Genomic DNA, 15,985 nt, shown 5'->3' on the forward strand with positions numbered 1-15,985 from the left:
TGCACCCGCGAAGGGACCGGGCCTGCTAATCCTGCTCTGCCAGTTGGCTGGACCACAATACAAAGCGATCCTTGCCGGTGTGTTTGGCTTCATATAGCGCCTGGTCGGCGCGGACCAGTGCTGTAGTCAGGCTCTCTCCCCGGTCAACCCTGGCCAGACCAATGCTGATGGTGACCGGGTGCTCGCCAACGTCCTCGCGCACGCGCTGGCACAGCGCTGCCACTCGCTGCTCGGCTCCTTGCTGATCCAGCCCTTCAAAGAAGATCGCAAACTCTTCACCCCCCAGCCGGGCAAACGCTTGATCGGCCATGCTCGCCTTGATATGCAGGGCCACGCGCTTGAGCACTTCATCGCCCACGTCATGGCCGAAGCGGTCATTGACCCGCTTGAAATTGTCGATATCGATCATCGCCAGGAACTGCCCGGACGTCGCCATCCGCAGTTGGCGGTCGGCCTGGGCCATGAACGAGCGGCGGTTGGGAATGTTGGTCAGGGCATCGACGTAGGCTTGCTCCAGCAACACCTTGGACAGGTAGAAATTGTGCAGCTTGGTTTTGCGGATCTGCAGGTAGCTGTAGCTGACCAGGCCGCTTAGAAACACGGCATAGCTGATCAGCATGGCGCCTTCGAGCCCGTCGGGCGCTATGCGGGTGTGGTAGAACGGACAAAGCACCACCCAGGTGATGACCATGGCGCAGAAGAATGACCAACGCCGCACCGGCAGCACCGACATGGCATACAGCACGGTGGATACCCCCAACACCAACCACACCGGGCGCAGGGCTATCGGGATGCCTTCGATCACCAGGCGCATGCCCAGGGTGATGACGGTAATGAACAGCAGGTTGAGCACGTCGAAGTGATGGCTGCGGCGGGTGAAACGCAGCACCACGATCAGGCCGCCGAGCAGGGTGATGAACAGAAAGGACAGCCAGGTGAAGCCTTGGCCGCCGAGGAAGCTGACGATCAGGTCGAAGACCAGCCAGATCAGGACGCTGATGCAGAACACCAGCAGGCAGAACGAGCGCATGGACTCGAATTCGTGCTGGCGGAACTCGGCGCGCAGGGCAGCAGGCGCGACCTGCTGGCGTACGTGTGCTTCGATGGTCTTGAGCATCGGTGGGCTCCTGAGGCTACTACTTTTTCAGGCCTGGACCTTTCGCGGGTAAACCCGCTCCTACAGGGACCGTACGGTGTGGGGGACCTGTGGGTTCACCCGCGAAGAGGCCGGCCCTGGCGACTCATTGCTGTGGCAAGACACCTTGGGCCCAGGGCCGGTAGCGCAAGGCAAACACTGCCTCGGCATGGCACCCGCTACCCAGCCGGGGCTCGGCAGGCTCTGCCCGAAACGCCTGACCCGGTGCGCTCACCTGGCGGAATGCCTCGCGCACCACTCCCACCCGGCACGGTAGGGCCTGCTCATAGCCCTGACGTACCAACACCGGCAAACGCCCGGTGCCGGCGCCATCCTGCCACCACACAGTCAAGCCCAAGCCGGCCAGTTGATCCAGCCAGACGGCATTGACCCTCGGCGACAGCTTGCCTGTGCTGAAGGCGCTGATATGCAACGGTTTGTCCAACTGGCGGTTGAAGGCCTGTAGCTGGCTGTACAGCGCATCACGCCGTTCGGCCTCGCGTAGATGCTGGTCGTCCAGTTCCATGGGCAGGTACCAGCCATCCACTGGCAACTGCCAGGCCTGGCGCAGTTGCTGGTACTGGCTGAGCGAGCGCCCCAGCTGCGCTTTCCAGTAGCTGTTCAGGCCTTCGCCATCCAGCTCGTCGAGGCGCTGGTAGTAGGCCGGGTCCATGTACAGCCCCAGCACCAACTGCAGGCCTTCGGCACGCGCCGTGCGCAGGCTGTTGGCCAGCCAGCCTTTGGCTCCGCCGAAATCGCTGTCGCCATAGGCACTCCATTGCACGATCAGGGTTTTGCCACCTTGGGCCGCGGTGGCCTGCCACAGGTGCTGCCACTGGGCGGGCGTGACGCTGGCATCGCGGTTCAGGGGTTGGTAGAACAGACGCTGGTCAGCTGTGGCCGGTAGGCACAGGGCCAGCAGGCAGAGGGTGATGAGCGCACGCATCAGAAGGTCATCTCCGCACCGACCAGCACGCCGTTGGCGCGCTCGTAAAGGTTACCGCCCAACGATTGCTGGTACTCGGCACGCACTTTCAGCGAGCCGCGGTAGGCGTTGTAGCGGTCGTCGTCGAACCACCATTGCCAGCGCACGCCAACCCCGGCGCGGGCGTCCTGGCGCCAGTCGTTGCTGGGGTCCTGGCTGGAGAACTCGACAAAGCCGTAGGGCATGAGGGTTTGCGGCGAGCTGCCCGGCAGCTTCCAGGCGTGGCCCTGCTGGTAGCGCGACAGCCAGGCATGATCGCCGGCACGGGTCCACCAGGCAGCATCAAGGTAGAGGAACCGTTCGTTCCAGTCGTCCTCATCGATGCGCCAGTCGTTGCGCCAGCCTCCCTGGTCGAGGAACGAGGCGGTGGCGCGCAGCAGCAGGTCATTGCTCGATTCGGCGTGGTGGCGCAAATCGCCCCAGTTGCCGCCGACCTTGGCCGGGCTCAGCAACTGGCCAAGGCTGAGGCCGCGGTAGTGGGTTTCGTCGATCTGCCGCTGGTGGTAAAGCTCGGCATACAGGTTGAGGTTGGCCTGGCCGAGCGGTTTGTAGCGCAGGCCGACACCGGTACCCATGCTCTGGGCATAGTCGGTGCGGCTTTGGCCACCGAACAGTACCCGGCCATACACTGACAGGGTGCTGCCATTGCGGCTTGGCTCCTCGCCAAGAGCATGGTCCCACATGGCCAACTGCACGTTCTGCGATTGCGCCCGGCGCGAGCTGCCGCTGCGCTGGCCGTTGTCGAGAAATTTGTCGTTGGTCGAGGTGCCGGCCGGCGACCAGGTGCTGGCCAGGGTAATGGTGTCGCGACGTGACAGGCTCTCGTGGGCGCGGCGCTGGCGGTACTTGCGGGCCTCCAGGCTGCCGTATTCGTCATCACCGTCGACCAGGTTCTGCTCTACGTCGAGGATGCGGCGCAGTTCGCGGCGTGCCGCAGCGCTGTCTGCATGTTCGTCGTAGCGCAACGCAAGTGTTTCGCCAAGGCGGTAGTCCTCGGGGAAGTCGTGAGTGGCGCGCTCAAGGTAGGGGATCGACTGCATGCGCTGAGCCTTGTCCGTCGAGCCAGCCAGGCGCATGCCGTAGTCGGCGCGATAGCGCGGCTGGTCGGGAGCCAGGCGCACGGCTTCGGCTAGCCAGGCGGTGCTCTGCGCACTGTTGCCGGCCAGTTGCGCGGTGCTGGATGCGGCGTAGTAGTGATCGGCGCGCGGGTTGTGCGCCAGGGCCTGGCGCTGGAAGCCCAGCGCGGTCTGCGGGTCACCTTGGCGCTGGGCGATGGCGGCGCCCAACGCCCAGTCGTCGGCGCTTTGGTGCGCGGCAGCGTCCCAGTAGCGGCGCGCTGCATCAGCGTCGCCTGCATTCAGCGCGCCGCGTGCGGCGGTGAGGCGGGCATTATCGGTAAAGGCGCGGTCTGGCAGGCTGCGCCAGATGGGCCGGGCGGTTTCGGAGTCGCCGGCCGCTTCGAGTGCGTAGGCCAGCGGCAGACGATTGCCAGGACCGCCCAGGCGCTCGGCAGCCTGGTAGTAGACCACCGCCTCACCCGGCTGGTCGGGCATGGCGCAACGGCCCAGGGCGCGGTACTGGCCCGGCTCGCTCGGGCTGGCCGGCACTGCCTGGCGCACGGCATCGCACTGGCCGGCCTCGGCCAGCCGTCCGAGCAACTGGGCGCGGGTGTTGGCGTTGACCCGGGGTATCAGGCCGAGCATGCGGCGGCTATCCAGTGGGCCGTCGTTGCGGGCATACAGGTTGCCCAGACGCTGTAGCAGCGATGGGTCGAGGCGGCCCAGGTGGCGGTCGTAGGCCTGCTCCAGCAATTGCCGTGCGTGATCGCCGTAGCCCTGTTCGGTCAACAGGAAGGTGGTTTGCTCCAGTGCGGCGAGGTCGCCGGTCTGCCGATAGCGTTGTTCCCATTCTGCGGCGGTGCGCGGCTGCGGGGGTGGCGGTGGGGCGCCATACAGGCGCTGCCTGAGCACGGCATAAGCCCGTGGGTCGGTACTGGCGGAGCAGCCCTTGAACTGTTCCCGGGCCAGGTCCGGGTCTTGATGTGACAGCCAGTCGACCGTTTCGAGGCAGGGGCGCTGCAGGTCGTTGCTCAGGCGCCGCACCAGCGCCGCATCGTCGCCTTCGCGGGCCAGTTGCCAAAGTTGCTGGCGCTGTTCGGGGTGCTGCAGCTGATCAGGCGGTAGCGACTGCAGCCAGCGTTGGGCTTGTTGATGGTGGCCGACGGCAATGGCGCGGTTGGCCATGGCCAGCCGCGCCTGGTTGGCCGCTGCGGCGGAGGGGGCGTGGGCCAGCAGCGCAGTCAGGCCCTTTTCGTCGACTTGCTGGATATAGGCATTGGCCAGGCGTTGCCAGTCTTCGGCAGGTAACTGGCCTGTGTCGGCCAGCGGCCGCAGTTGCTCGATGGTTTCTTTCCAGTTGCGCAACTGTTCGGCAAAGTTGGCCCGGGCCAGGCGCAGTACCTGGCCGTCCTCCCCGGGCGGCAGCTGGTTGAGCCATTCCAGTGCTTTGGCAGCGCCTCCAAACTTGGCCAGGCTCAGGCTGTAGGCCTGCCACAGGCGTATCCGGTGGCTGCCGTCGCTGGCGCCCAGCCATTGCTCCACCTGGCTGGCCGGAGGCGGGTCCTGCTCGATCCAGGTCAGGCGCAGCTCCAGCAGGGCGTCAGCGTATTCGGGGCTGTTGCCTAGCTGCTCGGCCAGCGCTTGGGCCTCCTTGTAACGGCGCTGGTGGGCCAGCGCTTCGACCAGCAGGGCGCGGGCTTCGTCGTTGTTCGGCACCCGGCCCAGCACATGGCGGGTCAGGCGCTCGACTTCAGCCCAGTTGTCTTTCCTGGCCTCGCGATAACTGCGGTCCATGAACGGAAAGCTGGTGAACCGCTGGAAGTCGGTCATCGGCGCCGAAGCGGCAACGGGCAGGGCGGCGGAGCATAGCAGCAGGCCAGTAAAGGTGAGGGAAAAACGCGGCTTCATGCCACCTCCCGGGTCAGATCAATCGCTACTTGCTGTTCACTGGCCTGTTCGATCAGGGCCTGTTCCAGCACCTGTCTGGTGATGATGCCGCGGGCGATCAGGTGCTCGCCGAGGCTTTGGTGTTCGGGGTCGAAGTCGATCAACGCCTGGTTGAACAGGGTGACAGGGACCATGCCGCGCACCTGCAGTAGCGCGCCTAGCATCACTTGATGATGGCAGACCCGTTCCAGCAGCGCTTCGTCGTCCTGGTGGCGTTCAAGCACGGCCAGCATGTCTCGGGTTTCTTGATGCTGCCAGCGGCTTGGGTAGTGGTAGCGAAGGCCGAGCGTTACCCGGCCTTGGGGAGCCAGGCGTGCCTTGACCGGGCGCTTCAACTGGCGGCTGATTACGCCCAGCGACACCTGGCTGACCGGGCTTTCACTGGCCAGGATCAGCGTGTCGCCGTCTTCGTCCACTGGCAGTACGCCATAATGGGTGGCCAGCTTGCGTGGCAGTTTGGCGATCAGTTGCGGGTCGAGTTTGAAGGGGTTCAGCGGTGCCCAGGGCAGGTCCAGTTGCTCGGCCAGGGTGGCCACCAACTGCTCGCTGTTCAGCCAGCCACGCAGTAGCAATTCGCGGCCCAGTCGCCGACGAACCGGGCTGGTGATTGCCTGCTGCAGTTGTTCGTCGCTGATCAGGCCCTTGGCCACCAGGCGCTGGCCCAGTGGTGTGCGAGCCGGGGTGGCGATGGCGGGGAACTCGTGGGTGGTCTTGTCCCAGGCTACGCGCCGCGAATCTCCCATTTCCATTACCTGGCGCAGGGCACGCAGGTTGGCAAAGAAGTTGACGAAGTTGCTCCACATCATCCGCGGCGCCGACAGCAAGCCCTCGCCGATGCCATAGAAACGGGTGACGAACCAGGCGCGCTGGAATAGGCGGTTGAGCAGCAACAGGCCGTTCAGCCACAGCAGGTTCGACAGCAACCAGCTGTCGCTGAGGATCGACATGAAGCGCCACGACTCCGGCGCAATCACTGTGACTAGCCACATCGCCAGCAACACCAGCAGTAACAGGTTGACCAGGAAGCTCAGCAGGTAGGCAAACAGCCCGCGGCGGTCACGCCAGAGGAAGTAGTTGAGCGCACCTTTGCGGCTCCAGCCGAGGTTGCTGGTGCCCTGGAACACGATGCCTACAATCCAGCGCGACTTCTGTCGGATGGCATGCTGCCAGTCACGCGGGAAGTGCTCGCGCACGCAGATCACCTGGGAGAATTCGCGGCTCATGCCCGGGCGCCATTCCTGCTTCAGGGTCAGCGCCGGATCGGTGATGGAATAGCGGGCGAAAATGCACTTCATGCCCTTTTGCTTCAGGCGAAAGCCGATGTCGTAATCTTCGGTCAGGCTCTGTACGTCAAAGGCGATGCCGTCACCGTCCTCGAGCAGTGCGCTGATGGCGCGGCGGCTGAAGCAGGTGCCGACGCCGGCACTGGGCACCTGGCCGGTCAGCGCTTCGCGCACGATCACGTCCTTGCCGTGGTTTTCGGCAAACTCGTCGACATAGTGGCCGGCAGTAAAGCCCTTCCACTCCGGTGCGTAGGGATACACCGGGATCTGGATCATGTCCTTGTTCGGCAGCAGGTAGTTGAACAGGCGCAGCTCCATGGGCGAGATCACGTCTTCGGCGTCATGCAGGATGAAGCCGGCGAACTCAATGCCGGCGTCCTGCTGGAAGCGCAGCAGCGCGTCGATGATGTTGTTCAGGCAGTCGGCCTTGCTGGTGGGGCCGGGGCGGGCGCAGACCACTTTGTGCACGTTGGGGTAGTGCAGGCACACCGCGTCCACGTCGGCCTGGGTTTGCGGGTCGTTGGGGTAGGTGCCGACAAAGATCTGGTAGTTCTCGTAGTCGATGGTCGAAGCGGCCAGGCGGGCCATTTCACCGACCACGCCGACTTCGTTCCAGGCAGGGACCATGATGGCCAAAGGTTTTTCCGGGACTTCGTACAAGCGCTTTTCATCGGCCTTTTCGAACTTGCCGTAGATGCGAAAACGCCGGATCAGTGTGCGCCCCCAGTAGCACAGATCGATGAACAGGTCGTCCAGGCCCAGCAGGAACATCAACGAGGCAAGGGTGATCGCCAGGAGCTTCAGGCCGAACAGCAGGTAAGTGAGAAAATCGATAAATGCCAGGCTCATGTGTCAGCCACCGACAGGGCAGAGTGGGCCATCGTCTTTTCCTCGCTCGTTCCTTCGACGAAGTTGCAGGAGATGTCACTGTCAGGTACGGAATAGATACAAGCAGCCGAACGCGGGGTTGTCCAAATTTCGGGCTTTTTCTTGCGAGCCACATCTTGTAGCTTTACAGGTCGTTCATTCAGGGAGCTGAACATGCAAGGCAAGGCCCGCAAGATCGTCCAGGCCATTCTCTATGAGGCCATCGCCGTCGCCTGCGTGGCGCCTGCGCTGGAGCTGGCGTTCGGGGCCGGCATGGCGCAGTCGACCGTGTTGTCGGTGCTGATGTCGGGCATCGCGATGAGCTGGAACATGGGCTACAACTGGGTGTTCGAACGTTGGGAAGCGCGTCAGCACAAGCGTGAGCGCACCTTCTTGCGGCGCCTGCTGCATGCGCTGGGCTTCGAGGGTGGGCTGGTGGTGATTCTGCTGCCACTGGTGGCGTACTGGCTGGACGTGAGCCTGTGGGCGGCACTGCTGACCAACCTGGCGCTGTTCGTGTTCTTCTTCGTTTACGCCTTTGTCTTCCAGTGGGGCTTCGACAAGGTGTTCGATGTGCCGCTTTCCGCGCAGCAGGCCAAGTGTTGACTTTCGGCCGCGAGGCAGGCTAAGTTCCTGCACCATGAATACATTCCCGCACGTGAACGCCATTATTATTACCGCCATTATCAGCTTGGCGGGCTAGCGCGTACGTGCACCGAACCCGCCCTGGAGGCGGGTTTTTTCTCTCTGACTCCTGGGCAACGTGAAAATAGCCAAGGAGTCATCGATGACCAGCTTCAGTGTCCCTCGTACTACCGCCACCCCTCAGCAACTGCTGTCGGAGCAGGTGCGGCGCATTCTTGCCGCGCCGGTGTACGACCTGGCCATCGAAACGCCCCTGCAAGCGGCTCCGGCCTTGTCTGCCACCCTGGGCAACCAGGTGTTGCTCAAACGCGAAGACCTGCAGCCTACGTTTTCGTTCAAGATCCGGGGGGCCTATACCCGCCTGTCGCGTCTGATCGATGTGCAGCGTCAGCGCGGCGTGATCACCGCTTCGGCGGGCAACCATGCCCAGGGCGTGGCCTTGGCGGCATCGCACCTGGGTATCAAGGCAACCATCGTCATGCCTACCACCACGCCATCGTTGAAAGTGGAAGGCGTGCGTTCGCGCGGCGGGCATGTGGTGCTGCATGGCGAGAGCTTTCCGCATGCGCTGGCCCACGCACTGAAGCTGGCCGACAGCGAAGGCGCTACCTTCGTGCCACCGTTCGATGACCCGGATGTGATCGCCGGGCAGGGTACCGTGGCCATGGAAATTCTCCGCCAGCGCCCGGGGGCGCTGGACGCTATCTTCGTGCCCGTGGGCGGTGGGGGCTTGATCGCCGGTATCGCCGCCTATGTGAAGTACCTGCGTCCTGAAGTGAAGGTGATCGGCGTCGAGCCGGTGGATTCCAACTGCCTGCAGGCTGCCATGGCCGTCGGCGAACGCGTGATCCTGCCGCAGGTCGGCACCTTTGCCGATGGCGTGGCGGTGGCGCAAATCGGTGCCCATTGCTTCGAGCTGTGCCGCCACTTCGTCGACGAGGTGGTGACAGTGAGCAGTGACGAGCTGTGCGCGGCGATCAAGGATATCTACGACGACACCCGTTCGATCACCGAGCCGTCCGGGGCCTTGGCTGTGGCAGGTATCAAGAAGTACGTGGCGCGTGAGGGTGTGCGGGGGCAGACCCTGGTGGCCATCGACTCTGGCGCCAACGTCAATTTCGACCGCTTGCGCCATGTGGCCGAGCGGGCCGAACTGGGTGAGCAGCGCGAGGCGATCATCGCCGTGACAATTCCGGAACAGCCGGGCAGCTTCCGGGCCTTTTGCCAGGCACTGGGCAAGCGGCAGATCACCGAATTCAACTACCGCTTCTACCCCGGCAAGGAGGCGCGCCTGTTCGTGGGCGTGCAGACCCACCCGGTGCACGACCCACGTGAGCAGTTGCTGGCCAGCTTGCGGGAGCAGGGGTACAGCGTGCTGGACCTGACCGACAACGAGCTGGCGAAGCTGCATGTACGCCATACCGTGGGCGGGCATGCCGCGCCAGGGGCTGATGAGCGGGTGATGCGCTTCGAGTTCCCCGAACGGCCAGGGGCGTTGCTGGGGTTTCTGGAGCGGTTGGGCAAGCGCTGGAACATCAGCCTGTTCCATTACCGCAACCATGGTGCGGCGCAGGCGCGGGTGTTCGCCGCTTTGGAAGTGCCAGCGGACGAGCTGGCGGGCTTGCCGTTGACGCTGGATGAGATGGGGTATCAGTATTGGGACGAGACTGACAACCCGGCGTACAGGCTGTTCCTGGGCTGACGCACACGTGTGGGCAATGCAAGCGTGTCTAGCCGCTTGCTTGCCGCCTTTGATCGCTGCGTGAGCCAACGAATGGGTTTCAACGCTCGCGCATGAAAAAGCCGGCAACGAACTTGCGGAACGTTTCCAGGCTTTTGAAGTCGGCGTAGCGCTTGAAGTTCTCGGCATCCGGCTCGGGGCCGATGGGCTGTTCCAGCAGCGATACTGACAACACCCGGTCCTGGTCCGAGGTCAGCACCAGCTCATCCATCACCTGCCCACCGATCACCGGGCGACGCATCTGCACTTTCACGCCTTTACTGGCCATCCAGTCGATCAGCGACACCAATGCCTTGAGCGGTTCGCGCTCTTCATCGCGGTACACCGGGAACAGGTGCGCGCGCGACAGCACGGGCACACTGGCCACATGGATCAACTCATAGAAATGGCTACCGGCGCTGGTCGGCGAGTAGATCATCAGCGCCAGCAACGGCCCGGTGGTGCGGCTTCCGCCCCAGTACAGGTGATGCCCCTGGAAATCGAAGCCTTCCTCGCTGCGGTTGTTGAGCAGCTTGCGCCCTTTGATCTGGTCGACGCAGTCCAGCAGCAGGCCGTGGCGGCGATGGTTGCCAAACACAGAGGCTTCGCGCAGACGGGACTTGAGCATCATCATGTGCTTCATGTCCAGGCGTGTTTCCAGGTAGTTGCTGGCGGGCACCCGCTCCAGCAGCGGATAGCGGCTGGCCACGCTGCGCAACTCGGCAAACTGTGTGGTCAGGTCTTTTTTCAGATGGGTGGCATAAAGGTTGAGCCCGCTGGTTTCGATCCAGGTCAGCAGCAGTGACAACAGGCGCTGCTGTTCGCGTTTGTCGTTGCCATCGCCGGCGGCACCGGCCGTGCCAGCACGGAAGTCGCTGATCAGGCGCAAGGGTGTGTCGGGCGGCAGCCAGGCGGCGGGTGGGACAGGGTCATTTTCGCGTTCGGCGGCTTCCCGCTCGTCCTTGGTGAACGGGCAGCCTGGCGCGTGCTCGGCAGTGCCTGGGTTGTTCTTGAGGAAGAGCGTACCGGTGCTGCCGTTGAGGGTGACGTTGAGCACCGGCAAGGCATCGTTGCGGCAGTCGCAAGCCAGCCACTGGTTGGCGTTGCGCACTTTCATCAGTAGCTGGTTGGCCTGTAGCAGGCGCGGGCCGGCGAGGCTGCCGGTGGCAAAGCCGACCAGCAGTTCCTCTTCAGCGGGGGTCAGGCTGCGTACCTGGGTGGCGGTTTTGTCGATGATTCGCATGAAGCAGCTCCAAGCTACGAGCCCCAAGCTTCAAGCAAAGTCGCGTTGCTTTCAACTCGCCGCTTGGCTACCGCCGAACATCTTCGCGGCACGGGCGCGAATCTCATCGGGGGTCAGGTCCTCTTTGTGGGTGGAAACGAACCAGATGTTGCCAAACGGATCTTTCAGGGTGCCACTGCGGTCACCGTAAAACTGGTCGGTCAAGGGATGTAACTGGATGCCCCCGGCGGCCAAGGCTTGGGCGTAGACCTTGTCGCAGTCTTCAACATACAAGTGCAGACCTACACCCGCACCGCTGAGTTTCTGGCTGGCGGTGAGCCCGCCTTCCATGTCGCAGGGGTCGCCCAGCATCAGCGAAGAATCGCCGATTCTCAGTTCGGCATGGCCAACGCGACCGCCCGGGGCATCGAGGCGGAACATTTCCTTCGCACCAAAAGCTTGCTTGTAGAATTCGATGGCCTTGGCGGCGTCGTTGATGGCCAGGTAGGGCGTGATGCTGCGCTGGCCTTCGGGGATGGGTTTGACTGCCATGTTCGACTCTCCTGTGCAATGGGCGCCGAAGGGCGCCCTGTTGCTTAGAGTCGTTCGCCCAGATGGAAAATCGACAGTGACGCTAGATCGATTGTCTATAAGCGCGGCGGTCAGAAGATGTAGTCGGTGGTCAGGAAGCTCGACTGGCGGTTGCGAATGATCTCGCTGATCAGCGCTTTGTTGGCCTCCTGGAAGCGTGTGGCGACCAGCGTCCGAATGGAGAACACACGCAAAGCGTCATGCACGGACAGCGTGCCCTCGGCGCTGTTCTTGCGGCCATTGAACGGGTAGGTGTCCGGCCCGCGTTGGCACTGAGCGTTGATGTTGATGCGCCCGACCTGGTTGGCGAAGATGTCGACGAGGCTGCCGATGGTGGCCGGGTCGTTGCCGAACAGGCTCAGTTGCTGGCCGTAATCGGAGTCCAGCACATAGTCGATCACCGTCTGCAGGTCGCGGTAGGGCACCACCGGTACCAGCGGGCCGAACTGCTCCTCGTGGTACACGCGCATTTCCCGGCTGACCGGGTACAGCAAGGCCGGGTAGAAGAATGAGCCACGGCTTTGCCCGCCATTTTCGTTGAGCACGCGTGCACCCTTGGCCGCCGCATCGGCTACCAGGCCATCGAGGTAGTCAACCTTGCCGGGCTCGGGCAACGGCGTCAGTGCCACGCCAGGCTCCCAGGGCATGCCGGGCTTGAGCGCGGCCAGTTTGCGCTGGAACTTGTCGAGGAAGGCCTCGACCACATCCTCGTGCACGAACAGTATCTTCAGCGCTGTGCAGCGCTGGCCGTTGAACGACAGCGCCCCGGTGACGGCCTCTTCGACAGCGTTGTCGAGGTCGACTTGGGGCAGCACGATGCCCGGGTTCTTGGCGTCCAGGCCCAGTGCGGCGCGCAGGCGATGCGGGCGGGGGTGCAGTTTCTTAAGGTCGCTGGCGGCCTTGTGCGTGCCGATGAAGGCGAATACATCGACCTTGCCGCTGGCCATCAGCGCGCTAACCGTTTCCCGGCCGCGTCCATAGATGACATTGATCACGCCTGCCGGGAAGCTGTCGCGGAACGCTTCAAGCAAGGGGCGAATCAGCAGTACGCCAAACTTGGCCGGCTTGAACACCACAGTGTTGCCCATGATCAGCGCCGGGATCAGTGTGGTAAAGGTCTCGTTCAGGGGGTAGTTGTAGGGCCCCATGCACAGTGCCACGCCCAGCGGGACGCGACGGATCTGGCCGAGGGTGCCTTGTTCCAGTTCGAAGCGGCTGGAGTGTCGGTCCAGGTCCTTGAGGGCGTTGATGGTGTCGACGATGTAGTCGCAGGTGCGGTCGAATTCCTTCTCCGAATCCTTCAGGTTCTTGCCGATCTCCCACATCAGCAGCTTGACCACGGCCTGGCGCTGTTCACGCATGCGTGCAAGGAAGGTTTCGACATGCTGGATACGCTCGGCCACGCGCATGTTCGGCCAGGCGCCACGGCCTTTGTCATAGGCCTGCACGGCGGCATCGAGGGCGGTAAGCGCGGTATCGGCATCCAGCAGCGGGGCGCTGCCCAGTACGACCTGATGCTCTTCGTTGCCTTGTTTGAGCCACACCGGGCTGCGCACCGTGGCCAACGGGCCGTCCCAGCGCCTGAGTTCACCGTTGACCAGGTAGTCGCGTTGTTCCAGTGGGGCTCCCAGGCGCCAGGTTTCCGGGATGTTCTCGGCGCTGGGGAAGAGTGAATCGAGCAAACGGTCCATGGGTACTGCACCTCACATCAAAGGGCGGTTTTCAAGTCAGGTGAATCGTTTCATCTAGAGCATGCACTGGCTGCCGGAAAAACACCAGTCTGGCTCAACATGGCCGCCCATGCCTACTGGCAAGCAGTCGGCGGCCTGACGGTCGTTTATGCTAGAGAAGGCGTCAAAGGTTATTCATTGATAGCAAAGTGGGCGGCGGACGCTTGATGGGCACGGTTATAGCAAAAGTGATGCAGAGCATCGGTTTGATGCGGGGATTTTGACGCCATGAAACTTGATCTAAAGTCAGCCAGAAGCCGCTTGCCAAAGCGTTTGCAGGCATCTTAAATTGTTACTGAATGTGATAATAAAGTTTCAAGTAAAACAATAAAAATCAAAGTGTTAAGTGTTTTTGCGGGTTTTTTCTCTTGTTCCGATTGGCCAATAGTGCACTTCAAAAGGACGTCGAAGAAGAAATGAAAAAGACCTTGACGACTGTGGCGCGCAAGCTCCTGTCGCCCTCCATGCGCTACGAAATCAGGCTGTTGGCCAGCAAAGTGCGAGAAATGTTGGCGCGTGCCTGTCTCTGGCGTTGGGAAGTTGCCAGGTTTCGCCCGCAACAGGAGAGCCCGTACGAAATCCTCTACATCGGCCGCAAGCAGCAACGGGAGATGGCCAAGCTGCTGATCGGTGGCAAGGGCCAAGGCAGCGCATCGATCGTAGACGGTGCAAATGCCACGGCGGCTGCCAGCCATGTAGTGGTCATCAGCGAAATGCCCACGTCGGGGGCGCTGTCGGTGCCGCATTACCTGAGCGCCGTGGTGCCGTTGGGGCGGTCGCTGGACGACATCACTGCCCGTTACGACAGCGAACTGCGGCGCAGTATTCGCAAGAACCGGCCGCTCTATCACATGCGCCAAACCCTTTCGGACGAAGAAATCGCCATGGCCGACCGGGATCTGCTGCGCCCTTATGCTTCGGCCCGGCAGGGCATTCATGCCGCGCAGTTTCCTACCGAAGAGGTGTTCCGTATTGCCAAGAGTGTCGGCCGGCTTGACTTGATCATGCTGGGCGATGAGGTAATTGGCTGCCACCTGGGGTGTGAAGTGGTACGCGGCGGCAAGCGTTACTGGAGCACGTTGCGCTTTGGTTATTGTGAAGCGGTGTTTTCCGATGCGAAGAAATTGCGCGAGGTGAACTCGATCACCACCTTCATGGCGCTCGAATGGGCATTGGAGCAGGGCTTCGATTATTACGATATCGGCCTGTGTCTGGCGCGCCCGGACGACGGCCTGTTGAAGTGGAAGCGCCGCCGCGGTGGTGATATCGACTCGCTGGGTAACCATGCGTACCTGTTTGTCCGTCTGCCCAAGACCGGTACGGCAAAGTTCTTGTGGGATACGCCGATGTTCGCGGTCGAAGGCGACAAGCTGACGTTGCATCTGGGGCTGCCGGATGGCCCAAGCGATGAGGAAGTTGCCAGCCGCTATCACGAAATGGTGTTTGGTGGCCTGCACAAGATTTATCTCTATGGAGGCAGCGGGGCTGGCGAACCGTTCGTGGAAACGTTGCGCAGCCGTTACGCCAACTTGCAATCACCGCCCACCATGGAAAGAGTCACGAGCGATTGAGTGACAGCCAGGGATGCATTGATCTGGCGCCTGGCGCCGGGGTCCAGACTTCGTCATCAGGGGAGGACGCTTCATGGGAAGCGACATCTCGCAGTTCAGTGCATCGCCCGCAGCCAGGCAACACAGCTGGACCTTGGCCGCCTACCGCTACGTGTTGCGCAAACGACTTGGCAGAAAAACGGCGATCGACATCAAGAACCTCGCCACCAAGAGCTGGGACATCGCCCCGGGCGAAGCCACGGTTTCACCGCCGGCCTTTTTCCTCCCCGGCCAGATGGAGCGAGTGACGGGCTGGGAAGGCAAGCGGTTTTACCCCTATGTGCACCCGGCGCAGACCATGGCGGGTGGCGTCAATACGTTGCAAGGACCAACCCGCGGCTACCTGATCAAGGATGTGTGGCTGGTCGATGGGGCGTTGTACAAGGGCAAGGCCAGCCATTGGCTGTCACAGAAGCCGAGTACCTTCCCGACCATCCTCATCGACAATGAAATTGACCGCGCCGCGATCTATTGCACGCAAAACGGTAACGCTTGGTTCGGCACCTGGCTGATGGAAGATTGCCCGACCTATGCGCTGGCCTGCAACGAAGGCATCCCGGTGACCACCGCCCCCTCTGCCAGGTATCCACTGTTTACCCAGGCTCCGGCCTATGAGGACTGGCTGGACATGAAGCCTTTGCGCCTGCGCAGTGCGTTCTTCCGTGAGCTGGTGCTGTTCGATGACCAGAGTAACAACCGCAGCCGGCATGCTCGCTACCGAGCCATGGGTGACAAGCTGCTGTCGCATGTGTCGTACACGCAGCACCCGGGGGTTTTCCTGTTGCGGGGCGGTGATGGTGACCTGCGCCTGTTGCGCAACGAACTGGAGCTTGCCGAGCACTTGCGCACTACCCGTGGCTTTCGCATCATCAACCCGCTGAAGTCCGATATTCCGAGCATTGTCGCGGCGTGCGCCGGGGCTAAGGTGGTCATCGGGGTGGAGGGTAGCCAGTTGGTGCATGGCGTGAATGTGCTCCAGGCTGGCGGCTGCCTGCTGACCTTGCAGCCGCCGAACCGTTTCGTCAGTTACTACAAGTACCTGACGGATCGTGATCACCAGCATTTCGGCTTTGTGGTTGGCCTGCCGGAAGGCGATGGTTTCAGGATTGATATTGGCGAAGTGGAGCGCACGTTGGATCTGTTCCCACGATAAGTGTGTAGTATCCGTGCATACGTCAGCGGTGGGCAGGGC

General features: G+C 62.5%; 11 protein-coding genes. 4 read left to right on the forward strand and 7 right to left on the reverse strand.

Features of this window, described 5'->3' with window-relative positions:
* Window positions 1–25: 25 nt before the first annotated feature.
* From INQ47_RS01935 to nrfB, 4 genes are all read right to left on the reverse strand, one after another.
* The gene (locus INQ47_RS01935) at window positions 26–1,117 is read right to left on the reverse strand and encodes a diguanylate cyclase (RefSeq protein WP_021782956.1); all 1,092 of its coding nucleotides are present in this window, start codon (window positions 1,115–1,117) and stop codon (window positions 26–28) included.
* Between the two features lie 124 nt (window positions 1,118–1,241).
* Window positions 1,242–2,081: a DUF4434 family protein gene (locus tag INQ47_RS01940; protein WP_404700924.1), complete on the reverse strand. Its 840-nt coding sequence runs from the start codon at window positions 2,079–2,081 to the stop codon at window positions 1,242–1,244.
* Complete coding sequence (locus tag INQ47_RS01945; protein ID WP_404700925.1) at window positions 2,081–5,086, reverse strand: phage receptor; 3,006 nt, start codon at window positions 5,084–5,086, stop codon at window positions 2,081–2,083. The genes INQ47_RS01940 and INQ47_RS01945 overlap by 1 nt, the downstream gene beginning before the upstream one ends.
* Window positions 5,083–7,257 carry a cyclic di-3',5'-guanylate-activated glycosyltransferase NrfB gene (gene nrfB, locus INQ47_RS01950; RefSeq protein WP_252460105.1) on the reverse strand — a complete coding sequence of 725 codons (2,175 nt, stop codon included), beginning with the start codon at window positions 7,255–7,257 and terminating at the stop codon, window positions 5,083–5,085. Before nrfB ends, INQ47_RS01945 begins: the two co-directional genes overlap by 4 nt.
* Before the next feature lie 192 nt (window positions 7,258–7,449).
* Between nrfB and INQ47_RS01955 the strand changes: the two genes are divergently transcribed.
* Both INQ47_RS01955 and ilvA read left to right on the forward strand, forming a co-directional pair.
* A complete protein-coding gene (locus INQ47_RS01955) occupies window positions 7,450–7,881 on the forward strand; it encodes a PACE efflux transporter (RefSeq protein ID WP_003253887.1) in 432 nt (143 codons plus the stop codon).
* Between the two features lie 181 nt (window positions 7,882–8,062).
* Window positions 8,063–9,622 (forward strand): threonine ammonia-lyase, biosynthetic, encoded by a 1,560-nt coding sequence (gene ilvA / locus INQ47_RS01960; RefSeq protein WP_404700926.1) that lies wholly within the window; start codon window positions 8,063–8,065, stop codon window positions 9,620–9,622.
* 79 nt (window positions 9,623–9,701) lie between these two features.
* Here the strand turns inward: ilvA and INQ47_RS01965 are convergent, their stop codons facing one another.
* The 3 genes from INQ47_RS01965 to INQ47_RS01975 form a co-directional block, all read right to left on the reverse strand.
* Window positions 9,702–10,883 (reverse strand): hypothetical protein, encoded by a 1,182-nt coding sequence (locus INQ47_RS01965; RefSeq protein ID WP_404700927.1) that lies wholly within the window; start codon window positions 10,881–10,883, stop codon window positions 9,702–9,704.
* 51 nt (window positions 10,884–10,934) lie between these two features.
* A complete protein-coding gene (locus INQ47_RS01970) occupies window positions 10,935–11,414 on the reverse strand; it encodes a VOC family protein (protein WP_021782962.1) in 480 nt (159 codons plus the stop codon).
* 110 nt (window positions 11,415–11,524) lie between these two features.
* Window positions 11,525–13,144: an NADP-dependent glyceraldehyde-3-phosphate dehydrogenase gene (locus INQ47_RS01975; protein WP_404700928.1), complete on the reverse strand. Its 1,620-nt coding sequence runs from the start codon at window positions 13,142–13,144 to the stop codon at window positions 11,525–11,527.
* A gap of 455 nt (window positions 13,145–13,599) precedes the next feature.
* On the opposite strand from INQ47_RS01975, the gene INQ47_RS01980 reads away from it, so the two are divergent.
* Window positions 13,600–14,754 carry a hypothetical protein gene (locus INQ47_RS01980; protein WP_404700929.1) on the forward strand — a complete coding sequence of 385 codons (1,155 nt, stop codon included), beginning with the start codon at window positions 13,600–13,602 and terminating at the stop codon, window positions 14,752–14,754.
* Window positions 14,755–14,827: 73 nt separating this feature from the next.
* Complete coding sequence (locus INQ47_RS01985; protein ID WP_404700930.1) at window positions 14,828–15,946, forward strand: glycosyltransferase 61 family protein; 1,119 nt, start codon at window positions 14,828–14,830, stop codon at window positions 15,944–15,946.
* The last annotated feature ends 39 nt before the right edge of the window (window positions 15,947–15,985 follow it).

The sequence above is a fragment of the Pseudomonas sp. 3HC3 genome (assembly GCF_044904505.1).
In the GTDB taxonomy this organism is placed as follows: Bacteria; Pseudomonadota; Gammaproteobacteria; order Pseudomonadales; family Pseudomonadaceae; genus Aquipseudomonas; species Aquipseudomonas putida_Y.

Excerpts from the sequence above, each read along its gene's own strand:
- INQ47_RS01935 (WP_021782956.1), bottom strand. The coding sequence starts at position 1,117 with ATGCTCAAGACCATCGAAGCACACGTACGCCAGCAGGTCGCGCCTGCT.
- INQ47_RS01940 (WP_404700924.1), bottom strand. The coding sequence starts at position 2,081 with ATGCGTGCGCTCATCACCCTCTGCCTGCTGGCCCTGTGCCTACCGGCC.
- INQ47_RS01945 (WP_404700925.1), bottom strand. The coding sequence starts at position 5,086 with ATGAAGCCGCGTTTTTCCCTCACCTTTACTGGCCTGCTGCTATGCTCC.
- nrfB (WP_252460105.1), bottom strand. The coding sequence starts at position 7,257 with ATGAGCCTGGCATTTATCGATTTTCTCACTTACCTGCTGTTCGGCCTG.
- INQ47_RS01955 (WP_003253887.1), top strand. The coding sequence starts at position 7,450 with ATGCAAGGCAAGGCCCGCAAGATCGTCCAGGCCATTCTCTATGAGGCC.
- ilvA (WP_404700926.1), top strand. The coding sequence starts at position 8,063 with ATGACCAGCTTCAGTGTCCCTCGTACTACCGCCACCCCTCAGCAACTG.
- INQ47_RS01965 (WP_404700927.1), bottom strand. The coding sequence starts at position 10,883 with ATGCGAATCATCGACAAAACCGCCACCCAGGTACGCAGCCTGACCCCC.
- INQ47_RS01970 (WP_021782962.1), bottom strand. The coding sequence starts at position 11,414 with ATGGCAGTCAAACCCATCCCCGAAGGCCAGCGCAGCATCACGCCCTAC.
- INQ47_RS01975 (WP_404700928.1), bottom strand. The coding sequence starts at position 13,144 with ATGGACCGTTTGCTCGATTCACTCTTCCCCAGCGCCGAGAACATCCCG.
- INQ47_RS01980 (WP_404700929.1), top strand. The coding sequence starts at position 13,600 with ATGAAAAAGACCTTGACGACTGTGGCGCGCAAGCTCCTGTCGCCCTCC.
- INQ47_RS01985 (WP_404700930.1), top strand. The coding sequence starts at position 14,828 with ATGGGAAGCGACATCTCGCAGTTCAGTGCATCGCCCGCAGCCAGGCAA.